Origin of the sequence: Photobacterium sp. 2_MG-2023 (assembly GCF_030547675.1) — a bacterium.
Classification (GTDB): Bacteria; Pseudomonadota; Gammaproteobacteria; order Enterobacterales; family Vibrionaceae; genus Photobacterium; species Photobacterium arenosum.
This window is the reverse complement of record NZ_JAUOQQ010000022.1, coordinates 24,747-43,154: the sequence shown is the minus strand read 5'-3', so window position 1 is coordinate 43,154 and position 18,408 is coordinate 24,747. Positions and strand designations below refer to the sequence as shown.

At 53.1% G+C, this 18,408-nt stretch carries 18 protein-coding genes; 15 read left to right on the top strand and 3 right to left on the bottom strand.

Translation table 11 applies throughout. The features are described from left to right. Positions 1-14: 14 nt before the first annotated feature. The 15 genes from Q4491_RS16385 (at position 15) to Q4491_RS16315 (ending at position 13,899) form a co-directional block, all read left to right on the top strand. Positions 15-809, top strand: a complete 795-nt coding sequence (locus tag Q4491_RS16385) for a ParA family protein (RefSeq protein ID WP_027251738.1) — start codon at positions 15-17, stop codon at positions 807-809. Positions 810-821: 12 nt separating this feature from the next. Further along, entirely contained in the window at positions 822-1,718 is an 897-nt protein-coding gene (locus Q4491_RS16380) for a ParB/RepB/Spo0J family partition protein (RefSeq protein WP_192017643.1), read from the top strand. A gap of 177 nt (positions 1,719-1,895) precedes the next feature. Beyond that, positions 1,896-2,285: a F0F1 ATP synthase subunit I gene (locus Q4491_RS16375; RefSeq protein ID WP_027251736.1), complete on the top strand. Its 390-nt coding sequence runs from the start codon at positions 1,896-1,898 to the stop codon at positions 2,283-2,285. A gap of 8 nt (positions 2,286-2,293) precedes the next feature. After that, positions 2,294-3,100 carry a F0F1 ATP synthase subunit A gene (gene atpB / locus Q4491_RS16370; RefSeq protein ID WP_027251735.1) on the top strand — a complete coding sequence of 269 codons (807 nt, stop codon included), beginning with the start codon at positions 2,294-2,296 and terminating at the stop codon, positions 3,098-3,100. 65 nt (positions 3,101-3,165) lie between these two features. Continuing rightward, on the top strand, positions 3,166-3,423 hold the full coding sequence (gene atpE, locus Q4491_RS16365; protein WP_005302247.1) for a F0F1 ATP synthase subunit C: 258 nt from the start codon (positions 3,166-3,168) through the stop codon (positions 3,421-3,423). 49 nt (positions 3,424-3,472) lie between these two features. Continuing rightward, a complete protein-coding gene (gene atpF / locus Q4491_RS16360) occupies positions 3,473-3,943 on the top strand; it encodes a F0F1 ATP synthase subunit B (RefSeq protein ID WP_192017641.1) in 471 nt (156 codons plus the stop codon). A gap of 17 nt (positions 3,944-3,960) precedes the next feature. Further along, positions 3,961-4,494, top strand: coding sequence for a F0F1 ATP synthase subunit delta (gene atpH, locus Q4491_RS16355; RefSeq protein WP_192017640.1), 534 nt, complete (start codon positions 3,961-3,963; stop codon positions 4,492-4,494). Between the two features lie 16 nt (positions 4,495-4,510). Further along, the gene (gene atpA, locus Q4491_RS16350) at positions 4,511-6,052 is read left to right on the top strand and encodes a F0F1 ATP synthase subunit alpha (RefSeq protein WP_027251732.1); all 1,542 of its coding nucleotides are present in this window, start codon (positions 4,511-4,513) and stop codon (positions 6,050-6,052) included. A gap of 44 nt (positions 6,053-6,096) precedes the next feature. Continuing rightward, positions 6,097-6,963 (top strand): F0F1 ATP synthase subunit gamma, encoded by an 867-nt coding sequence (gene atpG, locus Q4491_RS16345; RefSeq protein WP_192017639.1) that lies wholly within the window; start codon positions 6,097-6,099, stop codon positions 6,961-6,963. A 32-nt stretch (positions 6,964-6,995) separates the two neighbouring features. After that, positions 6,996-8,402 carry a F0F1 ATP synthase subunit beta gene (gene atpD, locus Q4491_RS16340; RefSeq protein WP_218386726.1) on the top strand — a complete coding sequence of 469 codons (1,407 nt, stop codon included), beginning with the start codon at positions 6,996-6,998 and terminating at the stop codon, positions 8,400-8,402. 17 nt (positions 8,403-8,419) lie between these two features. Beyond that, complete coding sequence (locus tag Q4491_RS16335; RefSeq protein ID WP_192017637.1) at positions 8,420-8,842, top strand: F0F1 ATP synthase subunit epsilon; 423 nt, start codon at positions 8,420-8,422, stop codon at positions 8,840-8,842. 226 nt (positions 8,843-9,068) lie between these two features. Further along, entirely contained in the window at positions 9,069-10,430 is a 1,362-nt protein-coding gene (gene glmU, locus Q4491_RS16330; RefSeq protein WP_218386724.1) for a bifunctional UDP-N-acetylglucosamine diphosphorylase/glucosamine-1-phosphate N-acetyltransferase GlmU, read from the top strand. A 168-nt stretch (positions 10,431-10,598) separates the two neighbouring features. Next, complete coding sequence (locus tag Q4491_RS16325) at positions 10,599-11,372, top strand: DeoR/GlpR family DNA-binding transcription regulator (protein ID WP_192017635.1); 774 nt, start codon at positions 10,599-10,601, stop codon at positions 11,370-11,372. Between the two features lie 27 nt (positions 11,373-11,399). Beyond that, entirely contained in the window at positions 11,400-13,232 is a 1,833-nt protein-coding gene (gene glmS, locus Q4491_RS16320; protein ID WP_192017634.1) for a glutamine--fructose-6-phosphate transaminase (isomerizing), read from the top strand. A gap of 286 nt (positions 13,233-13,518) precedes the next feature. Then, positions 13,519-13,899 carry a helix-turn-helix transcriptional regulator gene (locus Q4491_RS16315; RefSeq protein WP_027251725.1) on the top strand — a complete coding sequence of 127 codons (381 nt, stop codon included), beginning with the start codon at positions 13,519-13,521 and terminating at the stop codon, positions 13,897-13,899. A gap of 96 nt (positions 13,900-13,995) precedes the next feature. Here the strand turns inward: Q4491_RS16315 and ilvA are convergent, their stop codons facing one another. The 3 genes from ilvA to Q4491_RS16300 form a co-directional block, all read right to left on the bottom strand. Next, entirely contained in the window at positions 13,996-15,549 is a 1,554-nt protein-coding gene (ilvA, locus tag Q4491_RS16310) for a threonine ammonia-lyase, biosynthetic (protein ID WP_218386752.1), read from the bottom strand. A 5-nt stretch (positions 15,550-15,554) separates the two neighbouring features. Further along, complete coding sequence (gene ilvD / locus Q4491_RS16305) at positions 15,555-17,396, bottom strand: dihydroxy-acid dehydratase (RefSeq protein ID WP_218386720.1); 1,842 nt, start codon at positions 17,394-17,396, stop codon at positions 15,555-15,557. Positions 17,397-17,474: 78 nt separating this feature from the next. Further along, entirely contained in the window at positions 17,475-18,407 is a 933-nt protein-coding gene (locus Q4491_RS16300; RefSeq protein ID WP_120513865.1) for a branched-chain amino acid transaminase, read from the bottom strand. Position 18,408: the final 1 nt, after the last annotated feature.

Below are 18,408 nucleotides of genomic sequence, written 5' to 3'. Positions count from 1 at the left end.
AACGAGGGTGTTTCGTGGGAAAAGTCATAGCTGTTGCCAACCAAAAAGGTGGTGTGGGTAAAACCACAACCTGTGTCAATTTAGCTGCGTCACTGGCCGCCACCCAGCGTAAAGTGCTGGTGATTGATCTCGACCCGCAAGGGAATGCCACCATGGCCAGCGGTGTCGACAAGTATCAGGTTGATGCCACTGCCTATGAGCTTCTGGTCGAAGAAACCCCGTTTTCAGAAGTCGTGATCACCGAAAATGCCGGTGGATACCATCTGGTGGCCGCCAACGGTGATGTGACTGCTGCAGAAATCAAATTGATGGAAGTGTTTGCCCGCGAAGTGCGGTTACGTACTGCGCTGGAACCGGTACGGGATAAGTACGATTTTATTTTTATCGACTGTCCCCCTTCCCTCAACCTGCTGACCATCAATGCGATGACAGCGGCGGATTCTGTTCTGGTGCCAATGCAGTGCGAATATTTCGCTCTGGAAGGTCTGACGGCCCTGATGGACACCATCAGCAAGCTGGCTGCCGTGGTCAATGCCGATCTCAAGATAGAAGGCTTGCTCCGCACCATGTATGATCCGCGCAACAGGCTGGCGAATGAAGTGTCCCAGCAACTGAAGAAGCATTTTGGTGATAAGGTGTACCGCACCGTGATCCCACGTAATGTGCGTCTGGCCGAAGCCCCGAGTCATGGCTGTCCGGCCATGTACTACGATAAGACCTCCAGCGGTGCCAAGGCCTACCTGGCGCTGGCCGGAGAGATGATTCGTCGTGAGGAAACCGCGCGGGAACCTGCTCAGGTAGAGGCGTAAGCAAGCATGACCATGAATAAACGAGGCCTGGGAAAAGGCCTTGATGCACTGCTGGCCACCAGTTCGGTGGCCCGAGAAAGACAACAGGCCACAGAGGCTGTCAGCAAGGAAGAAACGGTACCGGAAGAAGGCGCGCTGCGCGAACTGCCGGTCAGTCAGCTGCAACCGGGTCAGTATCAGCCACGTCAGGATATGTCAGCAGAAGCGCTGGCGGAACTGACTGATTCTATCCGTGCTCAGGGGGTGATCCAGCCTATAGTGGTTCGCCAACTGGCCCCGCAACAGTATGAAATCATTGCCGGCGAACGTCGCTGGCGGGCGTCTCGCCAGGCAGGCCTGTCTAAGGTTCCCTGTCTGGTCAAAGACGTGGATGATCGTGCCACCGTCGCGATTGCCCTGATTGAAAACATCCAGCGTGAAGATCTCAATGCTATTGAGGAAGCTCAGGCGCTGGAGCGATTGCAGAATGAATTCTCCCTCACCCATCAGCAAATTGCCGAAGCGGTCGGCAAGTCCCGCGCTGCTGTGTCTAACCTGCTGCGTTTAAACCAGCTGGAGCCACAGGTTAAGCGGTTGCTGGCCCAGCGGCAGCTGGAAATGGGTCACGCCCGTGCATTGCTGTCACTGGTTGCTGAACAGCAACTGGAAGCGGCTCACACCGTCGTGGCGAAATCTCTGACGGTAAGGGATACCGAGCGTTTGGTGAAAAAACTGCTCACCCCTGCCCCGGAGGTCGCCCCTGTCTCTGTCGATCCCAAGGTTGAAGCGATGGAAAATCGTCTGAGTGAGCAATTTGGCACTCAGGTTGCGATTAATCAAAGCAAAAGCGGTAAAGGTAAAATAATCATAAATTTTGACGAGCCCCAGAAGTTACAGCAACTTTTGGCAATGTTAAGTTCAGAAGTGTGACCGGATTCTTACTATTTTTGCCGTAAAAATGACCACTGCGTGATCGGGATAATGTGTTATAAATTCTAACTGTTTTTTTATTGTGATTAGATTGCATTCAATCTAATGAACCGTATAATTTTCGCAGTTTTCCCAGCACGACGTATGTGTAGTGGAACGGACTCGAGGAATGAATACATGGTTTCGACGCTAGTCAGGCCGGGACGCCAATTGGCGAAGCGGTTGTTGTTACTACAATCTGGCGTCGTTTTGACAACGGCAATCATGGCAGTGTTTGCTGTCAATGTTGACTGGGGAATCTCTGCACTTATCGGTGGCGGCATCTTTGTGATAGCTAACGCCGCTTTTTCTGTGTGCGCTTTTCTCTTCGGCGGGGCCACTAAGGCCCGTCTGGTAATGGCGTCATTTTACGGCGGAGAAGTGCTGAAAATCCTCATTACAGTCATCTTGTTTTCCCTTGTCTACCTGTATGTCGAGGTGGAACTTGTTCCCCTCAAGCTGACCTATTTGCTGGCTCTGGGTATTAATATCTGTGCGCCGGTTTTATTCATTAACAACAACAAATAGGATGAGTTATGGCTGCGCCAGGTGAAGCGCTTACACCTTCCAGTTACATCACTCACCACCTGACAAACTTATCAACCGATAAGCTGGGTCTGGTGGCCGAGGGAAGTTTCTGGGCGGTACACATCGACAGCCTTTTCTTTTCTGTGTTGACAGGTGCGATCTTTCTGGGATTGTTCCGTCTGGCAGCGAAGAAGGCAACCTCAGGGGTGCCGGGTAAGCTACAGTGTTTTGTGGAAATAATGGTGGAATTCGTTGACAACAGCGTTAAAGAAACCTTTCATGGCCGCAACGCGCTGATAGCTCCGCTAGCTCTGACGATTTTCTGCTGGATTTTCTTGATGAACGTCATGGACCTGGTTCCAATCGACTTCATTCCGTATCCGGCGGAGCATTGGCTTGGTATTCCTTATATGAAGGTAGTACCGTCAGCTGATGTTAACATCACCATGGCAATGGCGCTGGGTGTCTTTGCATTGATGATCTACTACAGCATCAAGATCAAAGGCCTGGGCGGTTTTGCCAAAGAACTGGCACTGCACCCGTTCAATCACCCGGTTATGATTCCGTTCAACCTGCTACTGGAAGTAGTTTCGCTGCTGGCGAAGCCTATTTCTCTCGGCATGCGTCTGTTCGGTAACATGTTCGCCGGTGAGGTGGTGTTTATTCTTATCGCGGCGCTGATGCCGTGGTGGGCACAATGGCTGGGCTCGGTTCCGTGGGCAATTTTCCACATCCTGGTCATTACGATTCAATCTTTCGTCTTTATGATGCTGACTATCGTGTACCTGTCTCAGGCTCACGAAGACAATCATTAATACGTAAACAATTTTATTTTTTATTTACTGGCATTTAGGCCGACAACAATAAACTGGAGATAGTGATGGAAACTTTACTAAGCTTTTCTGCAATTGCCGTGGGCATCATTGTAGGTCTTGCTGCCCTGGGTACTGCGATTGGTTTCGCCCTGCTGGGTGGTAAGTTCCTTGAAGGCGCTGCTCGCCAACCTGAAATGGCTCCTATGCTGCAAGTTAAGATGTTCATCATCGCAGGCCTGCTGGATGCGGTTCCAATGATCGGTATCGTTATCGCTCTGCTATTCACATTCGCTAACCCATTCGTTGGACAGCTGGCTGGTTAATCCACGAACGTAACGGACCCATAGCTACCCTGTTTAAGGAGATGCCGTTGTGAATATGAATGCAACATTACTGGGTCAGGCTATCGCGTTTTTCCTGTTTGTGGTCTTCTGCATGAAATATGTATGGCCACCAATTATGGAAGCGATTGAAGAGCGTCAGAAAAAAATTGCTGACGGTTTGGCAGCAGCGGATCGCGCTGCCAAAGATCTCAACCTGGCGCAGTCAAATGCTTCTGATCAACTGAAAGAAGCAAAACGTACTGCAACTGAACTGATTGAGCAAGCTAACAAGCGTAAAGCTCAAATCATCGAAGAGGCCAAAGCGGAAGCGACGGCCGAGCGTGAAAAAATTCTGACTCAAGGTCGTGCTGAAATTGATGCAGAACGTAATCGCGCGCGCGATGACCTAAGAAAACAAGTTGCAACTCTGGCTGTGATTGGTGCTGAGAAAATCATTGGGCGTACTATCGATAAAGACGCTCATGCTGATGTTCTTAACAAAGTCACTGCAGAACTGTAATAGAAGGGGCAAGCACCATGTCGGAAATGACTACTATCGCACGCCCCTACGCTAAAGCAGCCTTTGATTATGCGGTTGAGAAAGGTGAGCTGGCCCAGTGGTCAGAAATGCTCACCTTTGCTTCGGAAGTCGCTAAAAACGATACCATTCTGGATGTACTGGATGGTGGTTTTGCGGCAGACAAACTGACGGAAATCTTTCTGTCAGTGTGCGGCGAGCAACTCAACGACGCCGGCCAGAACCTGATTAAGGTCATGGCCGAAAACGGACGCCTGAAAATTCTTCCTGAAGTCTGTACTCAGTTCCTGTTCTTGAAAGATGAACTGGAAAAAACCATCGAAGCCAGTGTGATCTCTGCGATCACCCTGGACGAAGGTCAAATGAGTGCAATCATCAGTAAGCTGGAACAGCGTCTGGCGCGCAAGGTTAAGCTGAACTGCAGTGTAGACGAGACCCTGATTGCCGGGGTTGTAATTAGAGCCGGAGACTTAGTCATCGATCAGTCAGTACGAGGCAAGCTTGCCCGTCTGAACGATACTTTGCAGTCTTGATTTGGGGAATTGGAGCATGCAACTTAATTCCACGGAAATTAGCGCACTGATCAAGCAACGGATTGAAAATTTCAATGTTGCCAGTGAAGCGCGTAACGAAGGCACCATCGTTTCTGTAAGCGACGGTATCATTCGTATCCACGGCCTTGCAGATGTCATGCAAGGTGAAATGATTGAACTACCAGGCGGCCTGTACGCACTGGCACTGAACCTTGAGCGTGACTCGGTAGGTGCTGTTGTAATGGGTCCATATGCCAGCCTTCAGGAAGGCATGAAAGTGACCGCAACCGGTCGTATCCTGGAAGTGCCTGTCGGCCCTGCCCTGCTGGGTCGTGTTGTCAACACTCTGGGTGAGCCGATTGATGGTAAAGGTCCGATTGAGACCGATACTTTCTCTCCGGTAGAAGTGATCGCACCGGGTGTAATCGACCGTAAATCTGTTGACCAGCCTGTTCAGACTGGTTACAAGGCGGTTGACTCAATGATTCCAATCGGCCGTGGCCAGCGTGAGCTGATCATCGGTGACCGTCAGATTGGTAAAACTGCTCTGGCGATCGATGCCATCATCAACCAGAAAAATTCTGGTATTTACTCTATCTATGTCGCTATCGGCCAGAAAGCGTCCACTATCGCCAACGTGGTACGTAAACTGGAAGAGCACGGTGCACTGAAGAACACTATCGTTGTAGTGGCGTCTGCTTCTGAAGCGGCAGCACTGCAATACCTGGCACCATACTCTGGTTGTGCTATGGGTGAATACTTCCGTGACCGCGGTGAAGATGCACTGATCGTATACGATGACCTGTCTAAGCAGGCTGTTGCTTACCGTCAGATCTCTCTGCTGCTGCGCCGTCCACCAGGCCGTGAAGCCTTCCCTGGTGATGTTTTCTACCTCCACTCCCGTCTGCTGGAGCGTGCTGCTCGTGTTAGCGAAGAGTACGTAGAAAAGTTCACTAACGGTGAAGTGAAAGGTAAGACTGGTTCTTTGACTGCTCTGCCAATCATCGAAACTCAGGCGGGTGACGTATCTGCGTTCGTACCGACTAACGTTATTTCGATCACCGATGGTCAGATCTTCCTGCAAACAGAACTGTTCAACTCTGGTATTCGTCCAGCGGTTGACCCAGGTATCTCTGTATCGCGTGTAGGTGGTGCTGCTCAGACCAAGATCATCAAGAAACTGTCTGGTGGTATCCGTACTGCACTGGCTCAGTATCGTGAACTGGCGGCCTTTGCCCAGTTCTCCTCTGATCTGGACGACGCGACTAAGCGTCAGCTGGACCACGGTCAGAAAGTAACTGAACTGATGAAGCAGAAGCAGTACTCGCCAATGTCTGTTTTCGAGCAGGCGCTGGTGATTTTCTCTGCTGAGAAAGGTTACCTGAAAGATGTTGAGCTGACTAAGCTGGCAGATTTCGAAGCTGCGTTACTGTCTTACGCCAAGAGTCAATTTGCTGAGCTGGTAGCTCAAATTGATGAAACGGGTGCGTGGAACAATGAAATTGAAGCCCAGTTCGTGAAACTGGTTGAAGATTTCAAAGCGACCCAGACTTGGTAATTGGTTGGTGATCGCATGCGATCACCAGCTCAAGGAGAGTAACGATGGCCGGCGCAAAAGAGATACGTAACAAGATCGGTAGTGTTAAAAACACTCAGAAGATCACTAAAGCGATGGAGATGGTTGCTGCGTCTAAAATGCGTAAATCGCAAGACGCTATGGAATCATCACGTCCATACGCACAAACAATGCGCAAAGTGATCGGTCATATCGCCCTTGGTAGCCTCGAATATAAGCATCCTTATTTAGAGGAGCGTGAGGCCAAGCGCGTAGGTTACATCATTGTTTCAACTGACCGTGGTCTGTGTGGCGGTTTGAACGTGAATCTGTTCAAACAAGCTATCGCAGGGATGAAGTCATGGTCAGATCAGGGAGCAGAGGTTGAACTGGCGCTGATTGGTGCTAAAGCCACTGCTTTCTTTAACAGCTACGGTGGCCGTGTTGCGGCTCAGGTAACAGGTTTAGGCGATAAGCCTTCTGTTGATGAGCTGATCGGTACCGTAGGTGTGATGCTGAAGAAATATGATGAGGGCCAACTGGACCGTTTGTATCTGGTGTACAACAAGTTTGTCAACACCATGGTTCAAGAGCCAGTGATCGATCAATTGCTGCCTTTGCCTAAGTCAGAAGACGAAGAAATGAAACGTAACCATGCTTGGGACTACATTTATGAGCCTGAGCCTAAACCTCTGCTGGATACCTTGCTGGTTCGCTATGTCGAATCTCAGGTCTATCAGGGTGTGGTCGAAAACCTTGCCTGTGAGCAAGCGGCCCGAATGGTTGCGATGAAAGCGGCAACGGATAACGCAGGTGATCTGATTGACGAACTGCAACTTGTGTACAACAAAGCCCGTCAGGCTGCGATTACACAAGAGCTGTCGGAAATCGTCTCCGGTGCTTCCGCTGTTTAAGGCAAAGAATTAATAAGTTTAGAGGATTAACGATGGCTACAGGTAAGATCGTACAGATCATCGGTGCGGTAGTCGACGTAGAGTTTCCACAGGACTCTGTACCACAGGTATATGATGCCCTACACGTTGATGCCAAAGAAAAAGGTACGCTTGTACTGGAAGTTCAGCAGCAGCTGGGTGGCGGCGTAGTTCGTGGTATCGCCATGGGTAGTTCTGATGGTATGCGTCGTGGTCTGACTGTTGAAAATACAGGCCGACCAATTGAAGTACCGGTAGGTACAGCGACTCTGGGACGTATCATGAACGTTCTGGGTCAACCTATTGACGAATGTGGTGAGATCGGTGAACAAGAGCGTTACGCTATTCACCGTGCAGCACCAAGCTATGAAGAGCAGTCTAACGCGGTTGAACTGCTGGAAACCGGCGTAAAAGTTATCGACCTGGTTTGCCCATTCGCTAAGGGTGGTAAAATCGGCCTGTTCGGTGGTGCTGGTGTAGGTAAGACCGTTAACATGATGGAACTTATCAACAACATCGCCCTGAAACACTCAGGTCTGTCGGTATTTGCCGGTGTAGGTGAGCGTACCCGTGAAGGTAATGACTTCTACTACGAGATGCAGGAAGCCGGGGTTGTAAACCTGGAAAATCCAGCTGAATCAAAAGTAGCAATGGTTTACGGTCAGATGAACGAGCCACCGGGTAACCGTCTGCGCGTTGCTCTGACTGGCCTGACTATGGCTGAAAAGTTCCGTGATGAAGGCCGTGACGTACTGCTGTTCATCGATAACATCTATCGTTATACCCTGGCCGGTACTGAAGTATCAGCACTGCTGGGTCGTATGCCATCTGCAGTAGGTTATCAGCCTACGCTGGCAGAGGAGATGGGTGTACTTCAGGAGCGTATCACGTCGACTAAGACGGGTTCTATCACTTCTGTTCAGGCCGTTTACGTTCCTGCGGATGACTTGACTGACCCATCACCAGCGACCACGTTCGCCCACTTGGATGCGACGGTTGTACTGTCTCGTCAGATCGCTTCTCTGGGTCTGTACCCAGCGATCGACCCACTGGATTCTACATCACGTATGCTGGATCCTCTGGTTGTTGGTCAGGAGCACTATGACATTGCACGTGGTGTACAAAGCACCCTGCAGCGTTATAAAGAACTGAAAGACATCATCGCCATTCTGGGTATGGACGAGCTGTCTGAAGACGACAAGCAAACTGTTGCCCGCGCACGTAAGATTGAGCGTTTCCTTACTCAGCCTTACCACGTAGCACAGGTCTTCACTGGCGACCCTGGTATCTATGTTCCTCTGAAAGATACTCTGCGCAGCTTCAAAGGCCTGCTGGCTGGCGAATACGATGATATTCCAGAGCAGGCATTCATGTACTGCGGCGCGATCGAAGACGCACTGGAAAACGCGAAGAAGCTGTAAGCTGAACAGGAGGCGATATGGCAGCGATAACTTTCCATCTGGACGTAGTAAGCGCAGAAAAGAGTCTTTTCTCTGGTCGTGCTGAAAATATCCAGGTGACCGGTAGCGAAGGTGAACTGGGTATTCACGCAGGCCACACCCCGCTGCTGACCGCTATCACGCCAGGAATGGTTCGGATCGTTAAACAACACGGTGGTGAGGAAGTCATTTACCTCTCCGGCGGTATGCTGGAAGTGCAGCCAGGTGCAGTCACTGTACTGGCTGATACTGCAATCCGTGGTGTTGATCTGGACGCAGCCAAGGCTGAAGAAGCGAAACGTCAGGCTGAGGAGCGTATCCACAGTCAGCATGGCGACATCGACTTCGCCCAAGCGGCCAGTGACCTGGCTAAAGCAATCGCCCAGCTTCGAGTGATCGAGCTGACAAGGCGTAAGCGTTAATCAGGTATCTGTGCAAAAAAGCGGCCTTAGGGTCGCTTTTTTTTTTTGCCTGCAGGCAGTTGCCCGGCTCCCGGTTGGCAGTGAAATGTCTTGGATGAGTTCACAAAGCCGTGGTTTGTCAGTGTATGCTGTGTCAATAATGATCGACAAAGACTTATATCGGATGCAGCGAGCCGATACAATGCATCCAGATATCCACCACATTGATAAGAAGGGACACTGATTCATGAGCTTCAGCGCTGTGATCCTGGCCGCGGGTAAAGGTACCCGCATGTATTCTGCTCTGCCTAAAGTTTTGCATACTCTGGCAGGTAAGCCGATGGTAAAACACGTAATCGATACCTGTAGCGATTTGGGTGCCGCGAATATTCATCTGGTGTATGGCCATGGCGGCGATCTGATGCAGGCGCGTCTGGCGGAAGAATCCGTGAACTGGGTACTTCAGGCTGAGCAGCTTGGTACCGGTCATGCTGTGAATCAGGCATCGGGTGATTTTGGTGATGATGAGCAGGTACTGATTCTCTATGGCGATGTGCCACTGATCAGTGGTGAGACGCTGGAAAAATTACTGGATGCACAGCCAGAAGGCGGCATTGGTCTGCTGACTGTAGTGCTGGATGATCCAACCGGTTATGGCCGCATCGTGCGCGAAGATGATGCTGTCGTCGCCATCGTAGAGCAAAAAGACGCCACGCAGGCACAACAGCAAATTTGTGAGATCAACACAGGTGTAATGGTCGCCAATGGCGGTGATCTCAAGCGCTGGCTGAGCCAGCTGAAAAACGACAATGCGCAGGGTGAATATTATCTGACTGACGTGATTGCCATGGCCCATGCTGAAGGCCGTCATATCCAGGCGGTCCACCCGGCCTTAGCGGTCGAAGTGGAAGGCGTTAACAACCGCCTGCAACTGGCGCGTCTGGAACGTGCTTACCAGAGCCTTCAGGCTGAGCGTTTGCTGGTACAGGGCGTAATGCTGCGTGATCCGGCTCGTTTTGACTTGCGCGGTACCCTGCAATGCGGCCAGGATGTCGAAATTGATGTCAATGTCATCATTGAAGGCCATGTCACCCTGGGTGACAATGTGGTGATCGGTGCGGGTTCGGTGCTGATTGACTGCGAAATCGATGATAATACTCTGGTGCGCCCTTACAGCATTATTGAAGGGGCGACGGTCGGTGAAGACTGTACTGTGGGGCCGTTTACCCGCCTGCGCCCGGGCGCTGAGCTGGTGGGTGATTCCCATGTCGGTAACTTTGTCGAAATGAAGCAGTCCCGTCTCGGTAAAGGCTCTAAGGCCAGCCACCTGACATACCTGGGCGATGCGCAAATCGGTGATCGGGTCAATATCGGCGCCGGAACCATTACCTGCAATTATGACGGTGCGAATAAGTTCCGGACTGAAATCGAAGACGATGTTTTTGTCGGTTCAGACACGCAGCTGATCGCCCCGGTGAAAATTGGTAAGGGTGCCACTATCGGAGCCGGCGCCACCATTAACCGCGATGTGGGTGACGGTGAGTTAGTAATCACTCGTGCCCCGGCCCGGACAATAAAAGGCTGGAAGCGACCGGAAAAGCAAAAATAACCCGGAACGGCTAACAGACAGGCAGCGCTCAGGCGCTGCTTTTTTTTGCCGTAAACTCAGCTTGCCGCACAGCTTATTGGCTGCCATCTTGGTATTTTCTTGATCTTACTTCTTTTGGTTTGCTATATTTGGTTTCAGTTCGAAACTTAAATAATAAGTAAAACTTACATGTCGAAACGAAACACCCAGCAGAGACGCCATGCCATTGTCGCTCTGGTCAATGAACAGGGCGAGGTCAGTGTCGATGCGCTGGCCCAGCAATTTGCCACCTCCGAAGTGACTATCCGTAAAGATCTTGCTGCGCTGGAAAAAGCCGGTCTGCTGTTGCGCCGCTATGGCGGGGCGATTGCCATGCCCTCAGAGATTGTGGCGGCGGGTCATGAACCGGAAGTTTCGATTCGAAAGCAAGCGATCGCTCAGGCTGCCGCGGCCCGTATCCGCGATCATAACCGCATTATCATAGACAGCGGCAGTACCACGGCCGCTCTGATTGGCCTGCTGGGTGACAAGCAGGGCCTGATAGTGATGACTAACTCACTCAATGTCGCTAATGCCCTCAATGAGCTGGAAAACGAGCCGACCCTGCTGATGACGGGGGGCACCTGGGATCCGCATTCCGAAGCGTTTCAGGGCCAGGTCGCCGAGTCTGTGCTGCGTTCCTATGATTTTGACCAGCTGTTTATTGGTGCCGACGGCATTGATATCACTCGCGGTACCACTACTTTCAACGAACTGATCGGCCTGAGCCGGGTGATGGCAGAAGTCTCACGGGAAGTGGTGGTGATGGTCGAATCCAGCAAAATCGGACGCAAAATCCCGAATCTTGAACTGCCGTGGAACAGCATCAGCACCCTGATCACCGATCAAGGTCTGGATCCGGTTGCCAGGGCAGAAATCGAACAGCAAGGGGTGCAGGTGATCTGCGCCGCCGTCAAAGTATAAATCTTAATTTTTTCAGGAGTATTTTCTATGTGTGGAATCGTCGGGGCGGTAGCCCAACGCGATGTGGCTGGTATTCTGATTGAAGGTTTGCGCCGGCTGGAATACCGGGGTTACGACTCTGCCGGTGTGGCTGTGGTGGACAGCGACAATGCCCTGCAGCGAGTTCGCCGTCTGGGTAAGGTGCAGGAGCTGGCTGACGCCGTAGCCACCAACCCGCTGTCCGGCGGCACTGGTATTGCCCATACGCGCTGGGCGACCCACGGTGAACCTTCCGAAACCAATGCTCACCCCCATGTGTCCGGCGAGCACATCGCGATTGTTCATAACGGCATTATCGAGAATCACGAATCGCTTCGTACTGTGCTCACCGAACGCGGCTATACCTTCGTTTCTCAGACAGATACCGAAGTGATTGCTCACTTGGTGGACTGGGAACTGCGCAGCGCCGACAGCCTGCTGCAAGCGGTGCAGAAGACAGTGTCTCAGCTGGAAGGTGCCTACGGCACTGTGGTGATGGACAGCCGTGATCCGAACCGGATTGTGGTGGCCCGCTCCGGCAGCCCGCTGGTGATCGGCTATGGCGTTGATGAGCATTTTGTTGCCTCAGATCAGCTGGCCCTGCTGCCGGTGACCCGCCGTTTTGCGTTCCTGGAAGAAGGGGATGTTGCGGAAGTGACCCGTTTTGAAGTGAACATCTTCGATAAACAGGGTGAGCCGGTTGAGCGCGAGATCAAAGAATCGGAAGTGTCGCACGATGCCGGTGACAAAGGTCAGTACCGTCATTACATGCTGAAAGAAATCTATGAACAGCCGGTAGCGCTGCAACGTACCATGGAAGGCCGGCTGGCGAATGGTAAAGTGCTGGCATCAGCCTTTGGCGATAACGCCGAAGCCCTGCTGCAGAAAGTGAAACATGTTCAGATCATTGCGTGCGGAACCAGTTATCACGCCGGTCTGGTGGCGCGTTACTGGCTGGAGCAATGGGCGGGTGTATCCTGTAATGTCGAGATTGCCTCTGAGTTCCGTTACCGCAAATCACATGTGTATGAGAACAGTCTGCTGGTCACCCTGTCTCAGTCTGGTGAAACTGCCGATACCCTGGCCGCGCTGCGTCTGGCCAAGGAAATGGGTTACATGGCCAGCCTGACCATCTGCAACGTGCCTGGCTCGTCGCTGGTGCGTGAATCCGACCTGGCCTACATGATGAAAGCCGGGGCGGAAATCGGTGTGGCGTCCACCAAAGCCTTTACCGTGCAGCTGGCCGGCTTGCTGATGCTGGTGGCGGCGATTGGCCGCGGTAAAACCATCGATGATGCGCTGGAAGCCAAGCTGGTGGCGGCACTGCAAAGTCTGCCGGCCAAAATTGAGCAGACGCTGGCGATGGCGGACGACATTGAAGCCCTGGCAGAAGATTTCGCCGACAAGCACCACGCCCTGTTCCTGGGCCGCGGCGAGCAGTCTCCGATTGCCATGGAAGGTGCGCTCAAGCTGAAAGAGATCTCTTATATCCATGCTGAAGCCTATGCTGCGGGTGAGCTGAAACACGGCCCGCTGGCCCTGATTGATGCCGACATGCCTGTGATAGTGGTGGCGCCGAACAACGAGCTGCTGGAAAAACTGAAGTCGAATGTCGAAGAAGTGCGTGCCCGTGGCGGCCTGATGTATGTGTTTGCCGATGTGAATGCCCACTTCGCTAGTGACGACACTATGACAGTGCTGAACGTACCGCATTGCGACGAGTTCATTGCCCCTATCCTCTACACCTTGCCGCTGCAGTTACTGTCGTACTATGTGGCGCTGATCAAAGGCACGGATGTTGACCAGCCGCGCAACCTTGCCAAATCGGTGACAGTAGAATAAGACACGGCTGTCTTAGCCCTGAGATAAAGGCGTCAATTGTGGCGCCTTTGTTCGTTTTACCCTTCGCCCCTACTCCCAGCGTCTATGATTTAGTACAGAAGTGACGTTTTTTGTTTGCGAAATCAGATGCTTTGGTTGAATTCTTCCTGTTTTGCGTTGCGCTTTGCAATCCCGAAATGTCGCCTTCTATAACATATTGATATTTTTATAAAAATAATAACACCTGAGTTGGCTGATTTTATGCTGGCCTGTTTGGTCGGAACATATTGCAGTGGTGGAGGTATTGATGACAGATCCTAAAGCGAAGATCGCCTCGCGGATCAAGGAAGCGCGAGAGTGGAAAGGCCTGACTCAGGTACATATGGCTCAGCAACTGGGGGTCGCCCGGCAAACTTATCTGGACCTGGAGACAGGAAAAACCGAGCCTAAAGTGCGTTTGCTGTCGGCGATTTCAGAAATCACTGAGCGGCCGCTGACCTGGTTCGTGTACGGGGATGAAGGATTGGAAATTCTGGAAAGCGAATATAAAGAAGAAATTGACCGCTTGCTCCAGTATTTCAGTCGTCTGCCCCATTCGGCCCGGAATGTGATTTTGCAGCAGAGTATCAATCTGGCCGGTTTCATGGCGGAATACACCCGGGCGCTGACCCAGAAAGATAAATCCTGACGGGAGCGATAAGGGTAGTGAAAAGGATAAAGGTGAAAGAAAACAGCCCCGTTTATTCGGGGCTGTGTTTTTTGGCCGGTTTACTGATCTATTTGCTTACTGGGCGAGGAAGAACTGGTAGGCCGGATTGCCGGTCTCGTCTTTCCATTGGTAACCCAGTTCACGCAGATGGCTGGTGAAGGACAGCAGGTCATGATCTTCGAGTTCAATTCCGCATAGCACACGACCGTAGTCGGCACCGTGGTTACGGTAGTTGAACAGGCTGATGTTCCAGTGGGTACCTAATGTGGTCAGGAATTTCAGCAATGCCCCCGGATATTCCGGAAACTCAAAGCTGTACAGGCGCTCCTGCAGCGGCTTGGACGGGCGGCCGCCAATCATGTAGCGCACATGCACCTTGGCCATTTCATCATCAGACAGATCCACCACAGGATAGCCGCCTTTTCGCAGATCGGTAATGATGCTTTCCAGCTCTTCCTGCCCCTGCAGCAAACGGACACCGACAAAGACATTGGCCAGTGTGTCGTCGTTGTAGCGATAGTTGAACTCAGTGACTGCCCTGCCGCCCAGCAGGTGACAGAAATCGAGAAACGCGCCCGGCCGTTCCGGCACAGTGACGGCCAGCAGACCCTCACGCTTTTCACCCAGTTCGCAACGTTCAGACACATAGCGCAAGCCGTGAAAGTTCAGGTTGGCACCCGACAAAATCGAAGCCAGCTGCTGACCTTGCAGCTGATGCTGCTCGCTGTATTTCTTCAGACCGGCCAGCGACAGTGCCCCTGACGGCTCGGCGATCGCGCGGGTATCTTCAAAAATGTCTTTTACGGCGGCGCAGATTTCGTCACTGCTGACCGTAATCACATCATCGAGATACTGCTGGCACAGCCGGAAGGTCTCGTCGCCGATCCGCTTCACCGCCACCCCGTCGGCAAACTGGCCAACCTGATCCAGAGTAACCGGCTCACCGGCATCCAGTGCGGCACGCAGGCAGGCGGAATCCTCGGCTTCAACACCTATTACCTTGATTTCCGGCATCAGTTGTTTGAGCAGTACCGACACCCCGGCGGCCAGACCGCCGCCGCCGACAGGCACGAACACATAGTTGAGATGGCCGTTTTGCTGGACCAGCTCAATGCCGATTGTGCCCTGCCCGGCAATCACCGCCGGGTGGTCGAACGGAGGAATAAAGGTGAATTGGTGCTTCTCAGCCAGTTCAATCGCGTACGTTTTGGCTTCATCAAAGTTGCTGCCATGCAGCACCACTTCGCCACCGAAGCTTTTGACCGCTTCTACTTTGATATCCGGGGTGGTGCGCGGCATGACAATCACAGCTTTGACGTCCAGCTGGCGGGCTGACAATGCCAGACCCTGTGCATGATTGCCCGCTGACGCGGCAATCACACCTGCCTGGCGTTGTGCTGCGGTCAGCTGAGACATCATGTTGTAGGCACCACGAAGTTTGAATGAGTGCACTGGCTGGCGGTCTTCGCGCTTGATCTGGATACGGTTACCCAAACGCTGGGATAACCTTTCCATGTCCTGAAGCGGGGTGACCTGCGCCACCTCGTATACGGGGGCGCGCAGTGTTTCCCTTAAATAGTCAGCGCCGCTGAGAAACTCAGCAGCTCTGGCCTGTGTCACCTCACTCATCATACTTACCCTTCCAGTTTGGATTTATCGCGGACCGCGCCTTTATCGGCACTGGTCGCCAGGTTGGCGTAGGCACGCAGGGCAAAAGAGACGCTGCGCTGACGGTCGACCGGTTTCCAGCCGCGTTGATCGGCGGCGGCACGGCGCTGTGCCAGGGTGGCATCGTCCACATTCAGCTCAATACCGCGGTTAGGGATGTCGATAGTGATCAGATCGCCGTTTTCAATCAGGCCTATGGTGCCGCCATTGGCTGCTTCCGGTGACACGTGGCCGATAGACAGGCCGCTGGTACCGCCGGAGAAACGGCCGTCAGTGATCAGGGCGCACTCTTTACCCAGCCCCATTGATTTGAGGTAAGTGGTCGGATACAGCATTTCCTGCATGCCCGGGCCGCCTTTAGGGCCTTCATAACGAATCACCACCACATCACCGGCTTTGACCTTGCCGCCGAGTATGCCTTCAACCGCGGTTTCCTGGCTCTCGAACACCACGGCCGGGCCTTTGAAGGTCAGGCAGCTTTCATCGACGCCTGCGGTTTTCACGATACAGCCGTCGACCGCCATGTTGCCCGACAGCACGGCCAATCCGCCATCCTGACTGAAAGCGTGGGCTTTGTTGCGGATACAGCCGTTCTCGCGATCGTCATCCAAAGTGTCCCAGCGGCAGTCCTGTGAGAAGGCCTGAGTGGTACGGATACCGGCCGGACCGGCGCGGAAGAAGGAAGCGACCTCTTCTGAATCGGTTTGTTTGATGTCGTAGCGGGCCAGGGCTTCTGACAGCGTCATGCCCAGCACGTTGGGAACGTCTGAATGCAGCAGGCCGGCACGGTCCAGCTCACCGAGAATGCCGTACACGCCCCCGGCACGGTGGACATCTTCCATGTGGTATTTCTGCGTCGACGGCGCCACTTTACACAGGTGAGGCACCCGGCGCGACATGCGATCGATGTCTTCCATGGTGAAGTCGATCTCGCCTTCCTGCGCCGCCGCCAGCAGGTGGAGCACGGTATTGGTGGAGCCGCCCATGGCAATATCCAGCGCCATGGCATTTTCGAAGGCTTTCTTGCTGGCAATGTTGCGCGGCAACACGCTGTCGTCGTCCTGCTCATAATAACGCTTGGTCAGACCGACAATGCGCTGACCGGCGGTGATGAACAGCTCTTTACGATCGGCATGGGTGGCCAGACATGAACCGTTACCCGGCTGACTCAGGCCAAGGGCTTCGGTCAGGCAGTTCATCGAGTTGGCGGTGAACATGCCTGAGCAGGATCCGCAGGTCGGGCAGGCTGAACGCTCGATCTGCTCGCTTTGCTCGTCAGAGACTTTCGGATCGGCGCCCTGGATCATGGCATCGACCAGATCCAGTTTCAGGATCTGATCAGAGAGTTTGGTCTTACCGGCTTCCATCGGGCCGCCTGAGACGAAGATCACCGGAATATTGAGGCGCATGGACGCCATCAGCATGCCCGGGGTGATCTTATCGCAGTTGGAGATACAGACCATGGCGTCGGCACAGTGGGCATTGACCATGTATTCGACCGAGTCGGCAATCAGCTCGCGCGACGGCAGGGAATACAGCATGCCGCCGTGACCCATGGCAATTCCGTCATCAACGGCAATGGTGTTGAATTCTTTGGCAATCCCACCGGCTTTTTCAATTTCAGCGGCAACCAGCTGACCCAGATCTTTCAGGTGAACATGACCTGGTACGAACTGGGTGAAGGAGTTAACGACAGCGATGATAGGTTTGCCAAAATCTTCATCTTTGACGCCGGTGGCACGCCACAGGGCGCGGGCACCCGCCATATTACGGCCGTGGGTGGTGGTGGCTGAACGGTACTTAGGCATAACGTGAAATTCCTTTTTTGGCCGCCGGTGCCGTAAAGCACCAGCGGGGACATTACTTCTCTTGCTTATAAGTGTGGCTTATTTTGCCGGATATACAGGATCCAGCCAGCCCCACTTGTCTTCAGTCTGGCCGTTGAACAGGCCAAAGAAAGCCGCTTGAATCTTTTCGGTGATCGGGCCGCGTTTGCCTTCGCCGACTGTGATCTGATCAACGCTGCGTACCGGGACGATTTCCGCCGCGGTACCTGTCATGAAGACTTCATCGGCCAGATACAGCGCCTCGCGGGCGATGTTTTCTTCGCGGATCTCATAACCCATGTCTTTGGCCAGCGTCACTATGGCATCGCGGGTAATGCCCGGCAGAATGGCGCTGGTGGCCGGTGGGGTAGAAATCACCCCGTTGCGGATCACAAAGATGTTTTCACCGGCCCCTTCAGAGAGGTAGCCGCGCACATCCAGCGCAATGCCTTCGGCATAACCGTGACGACGGGCTTCACCACCGACTAACAGCGAAGACAAGTAGTTACCGCCCGCTTTGGCAGCAGTCGGAATGGTATTCGGCGCGGCGCGGTTCCAGCTCGACACCATGGCGTCGACCCCGTTGGCCAGTGCTTCTTCGCCCAGGTAAGAGCCCCAGGAGAACGCGGCGATGATCAGATCCATTTCCGTGCCGTTCGGCGGACAGACACCCAGACCCACGTTAGGCACATAGCCCAGCGGACGGATATAGGCAGAATTGAGTTTGTTGGCGCGCAGGGTTTCGCGGCAGGCTTCCATCAGCTCATCAACAGTGTATGGGATCGGGAAGCGGTAGATCTTGGCAGAATCTTTCAGTCGGGCCATGTGCTCACGGTGACGGAAGACCACAGGTCCGTTTGGCGTTTCGTAGCAGCGAATGCCTTCGAACACGGAAGTACCGTAGTGCATCGCGTGAGTCAGTACGTGTACTTTCGCGTCTGCCCAAGGCACCATGTCGCCATTAAACCAAATGTAATCTGCTGTGTTTGCCATT

What these genes read in the sequence shown, in the direction of transcription:
- Q4491_RS16380 (WP_192017643.1), top strand. Translation starts at nt 822, where the DNA reads ATGAATAAACGAGGCCTGGGAAAAGGCCTTGATGCACTGCTGGCCACC.
- Q4491_RS16375 (WP_027251736.1), top strand. Translation starts at nt 1,896, where the DNA reads ATGGTTTCGACGCTAGTCAGGCCGGGACGCCAATTGGCGAAGCGGTTG.
- atpB (WP_027251735.1), top strand. Translation starts at nt 2,294, where the DNA reads ATGGCTGCGCCAGGTGAAGCGCTTACACCTTCCAGTTACATCACTCAC.
- atpE (WP_005302247.1), top strand. Translation starts at nt 3,166, where the DNA reads ATGGAAACTTTACTAAGCTTTTCTGCAATTGCCGTGGGCATCATTGTA.
- atpH (WP_192017640.1), top strand. Translation starts at nt 3,961, where the DNA reads ATGTCGGAAATGACTACTATCGCACGCCCCTACGCTAAAGCAGCCTTT.
- atpA (WP_027251732.1), top strand. Translation starts at nt 4,511, where the DNA reads ATGCAACTTAATTCCACGGAAATTAGCGCACTGATCAAGCAACGGATT.
- atpG (WP_192017639.1), top strand. Translation starts at nt 6,097, where the DNA reads ATGGCCGGCGCAAAAGAGATACGTAACAAGATCGGTAGTGTTAAAAAC.
- atpD (WP_218386726.1), top strand. Translation starts at nt 6,996, where the DNA reads ATGGCTACAGGTAAGATCGTACAGATCATCGGTGCGGTAGTCGACGTA.
- Q4491_RS16335 (WP_192017637.1), top strand. Translation starts at nt 8,420, where the DNA reads ATGGCAGCGATAACTTTCCATCTGGACGTAGTAAGCGCAGAAAAGAGT.
- glmU (WP_218386724.1), top strand. Translation starts at nt 9,069, where the DNA reads ATGAGCTTCAGCGCTGTGATCCTGGCCGCGGGTAAAGGTACCCGCATG.
- Q4491_RS16325 (WP_192017635.1), top strand. Translation starts at nt 10,599, where the DNA reads ATGTCGAAACGAAACACCCAGCAGAGACGCCATGCCATTGTCGCTCTG.
- glmS (WP_192017634.1), top strand. Translation starts at nt 11,400, where the DNA reads ATGTGTGGAATCGTCGGGGCGGTAGCCCAACGCGATGTGGCTGGTATT.
- Q4491_RS16315 (WP_027251725.1), top strand. Translation starts at nt 13,519, where the DNA reads ATGACAGATCCTAAAGCGAAGATCGCCTCGCGGATCAAGGAAGCGCGA.
- ilvA (WP_218386752.1), bottom strand. Translation starts at nt 15,549, where the DNA reads ATGAGTGAGGTGACACAGGCCAGAGCTGCTGAGTTTCTCAGCGGCGCT.
- ilvD (WP_218386720.1), bottom strand. Translation starts at nt 17,396, where the DNA reads ATGCCTAAGTACCGTTCAGCCACCACCACCCACGGCCGTAATATGGCG.
- Q4491_RS16300 (WP_120513865.1), bottom strand. Translation starts at nt 18,407, where the DNA reads ATGGCAAACACAGCAGATTACATTTGGTTTAATGGCGACATGGTGCCT.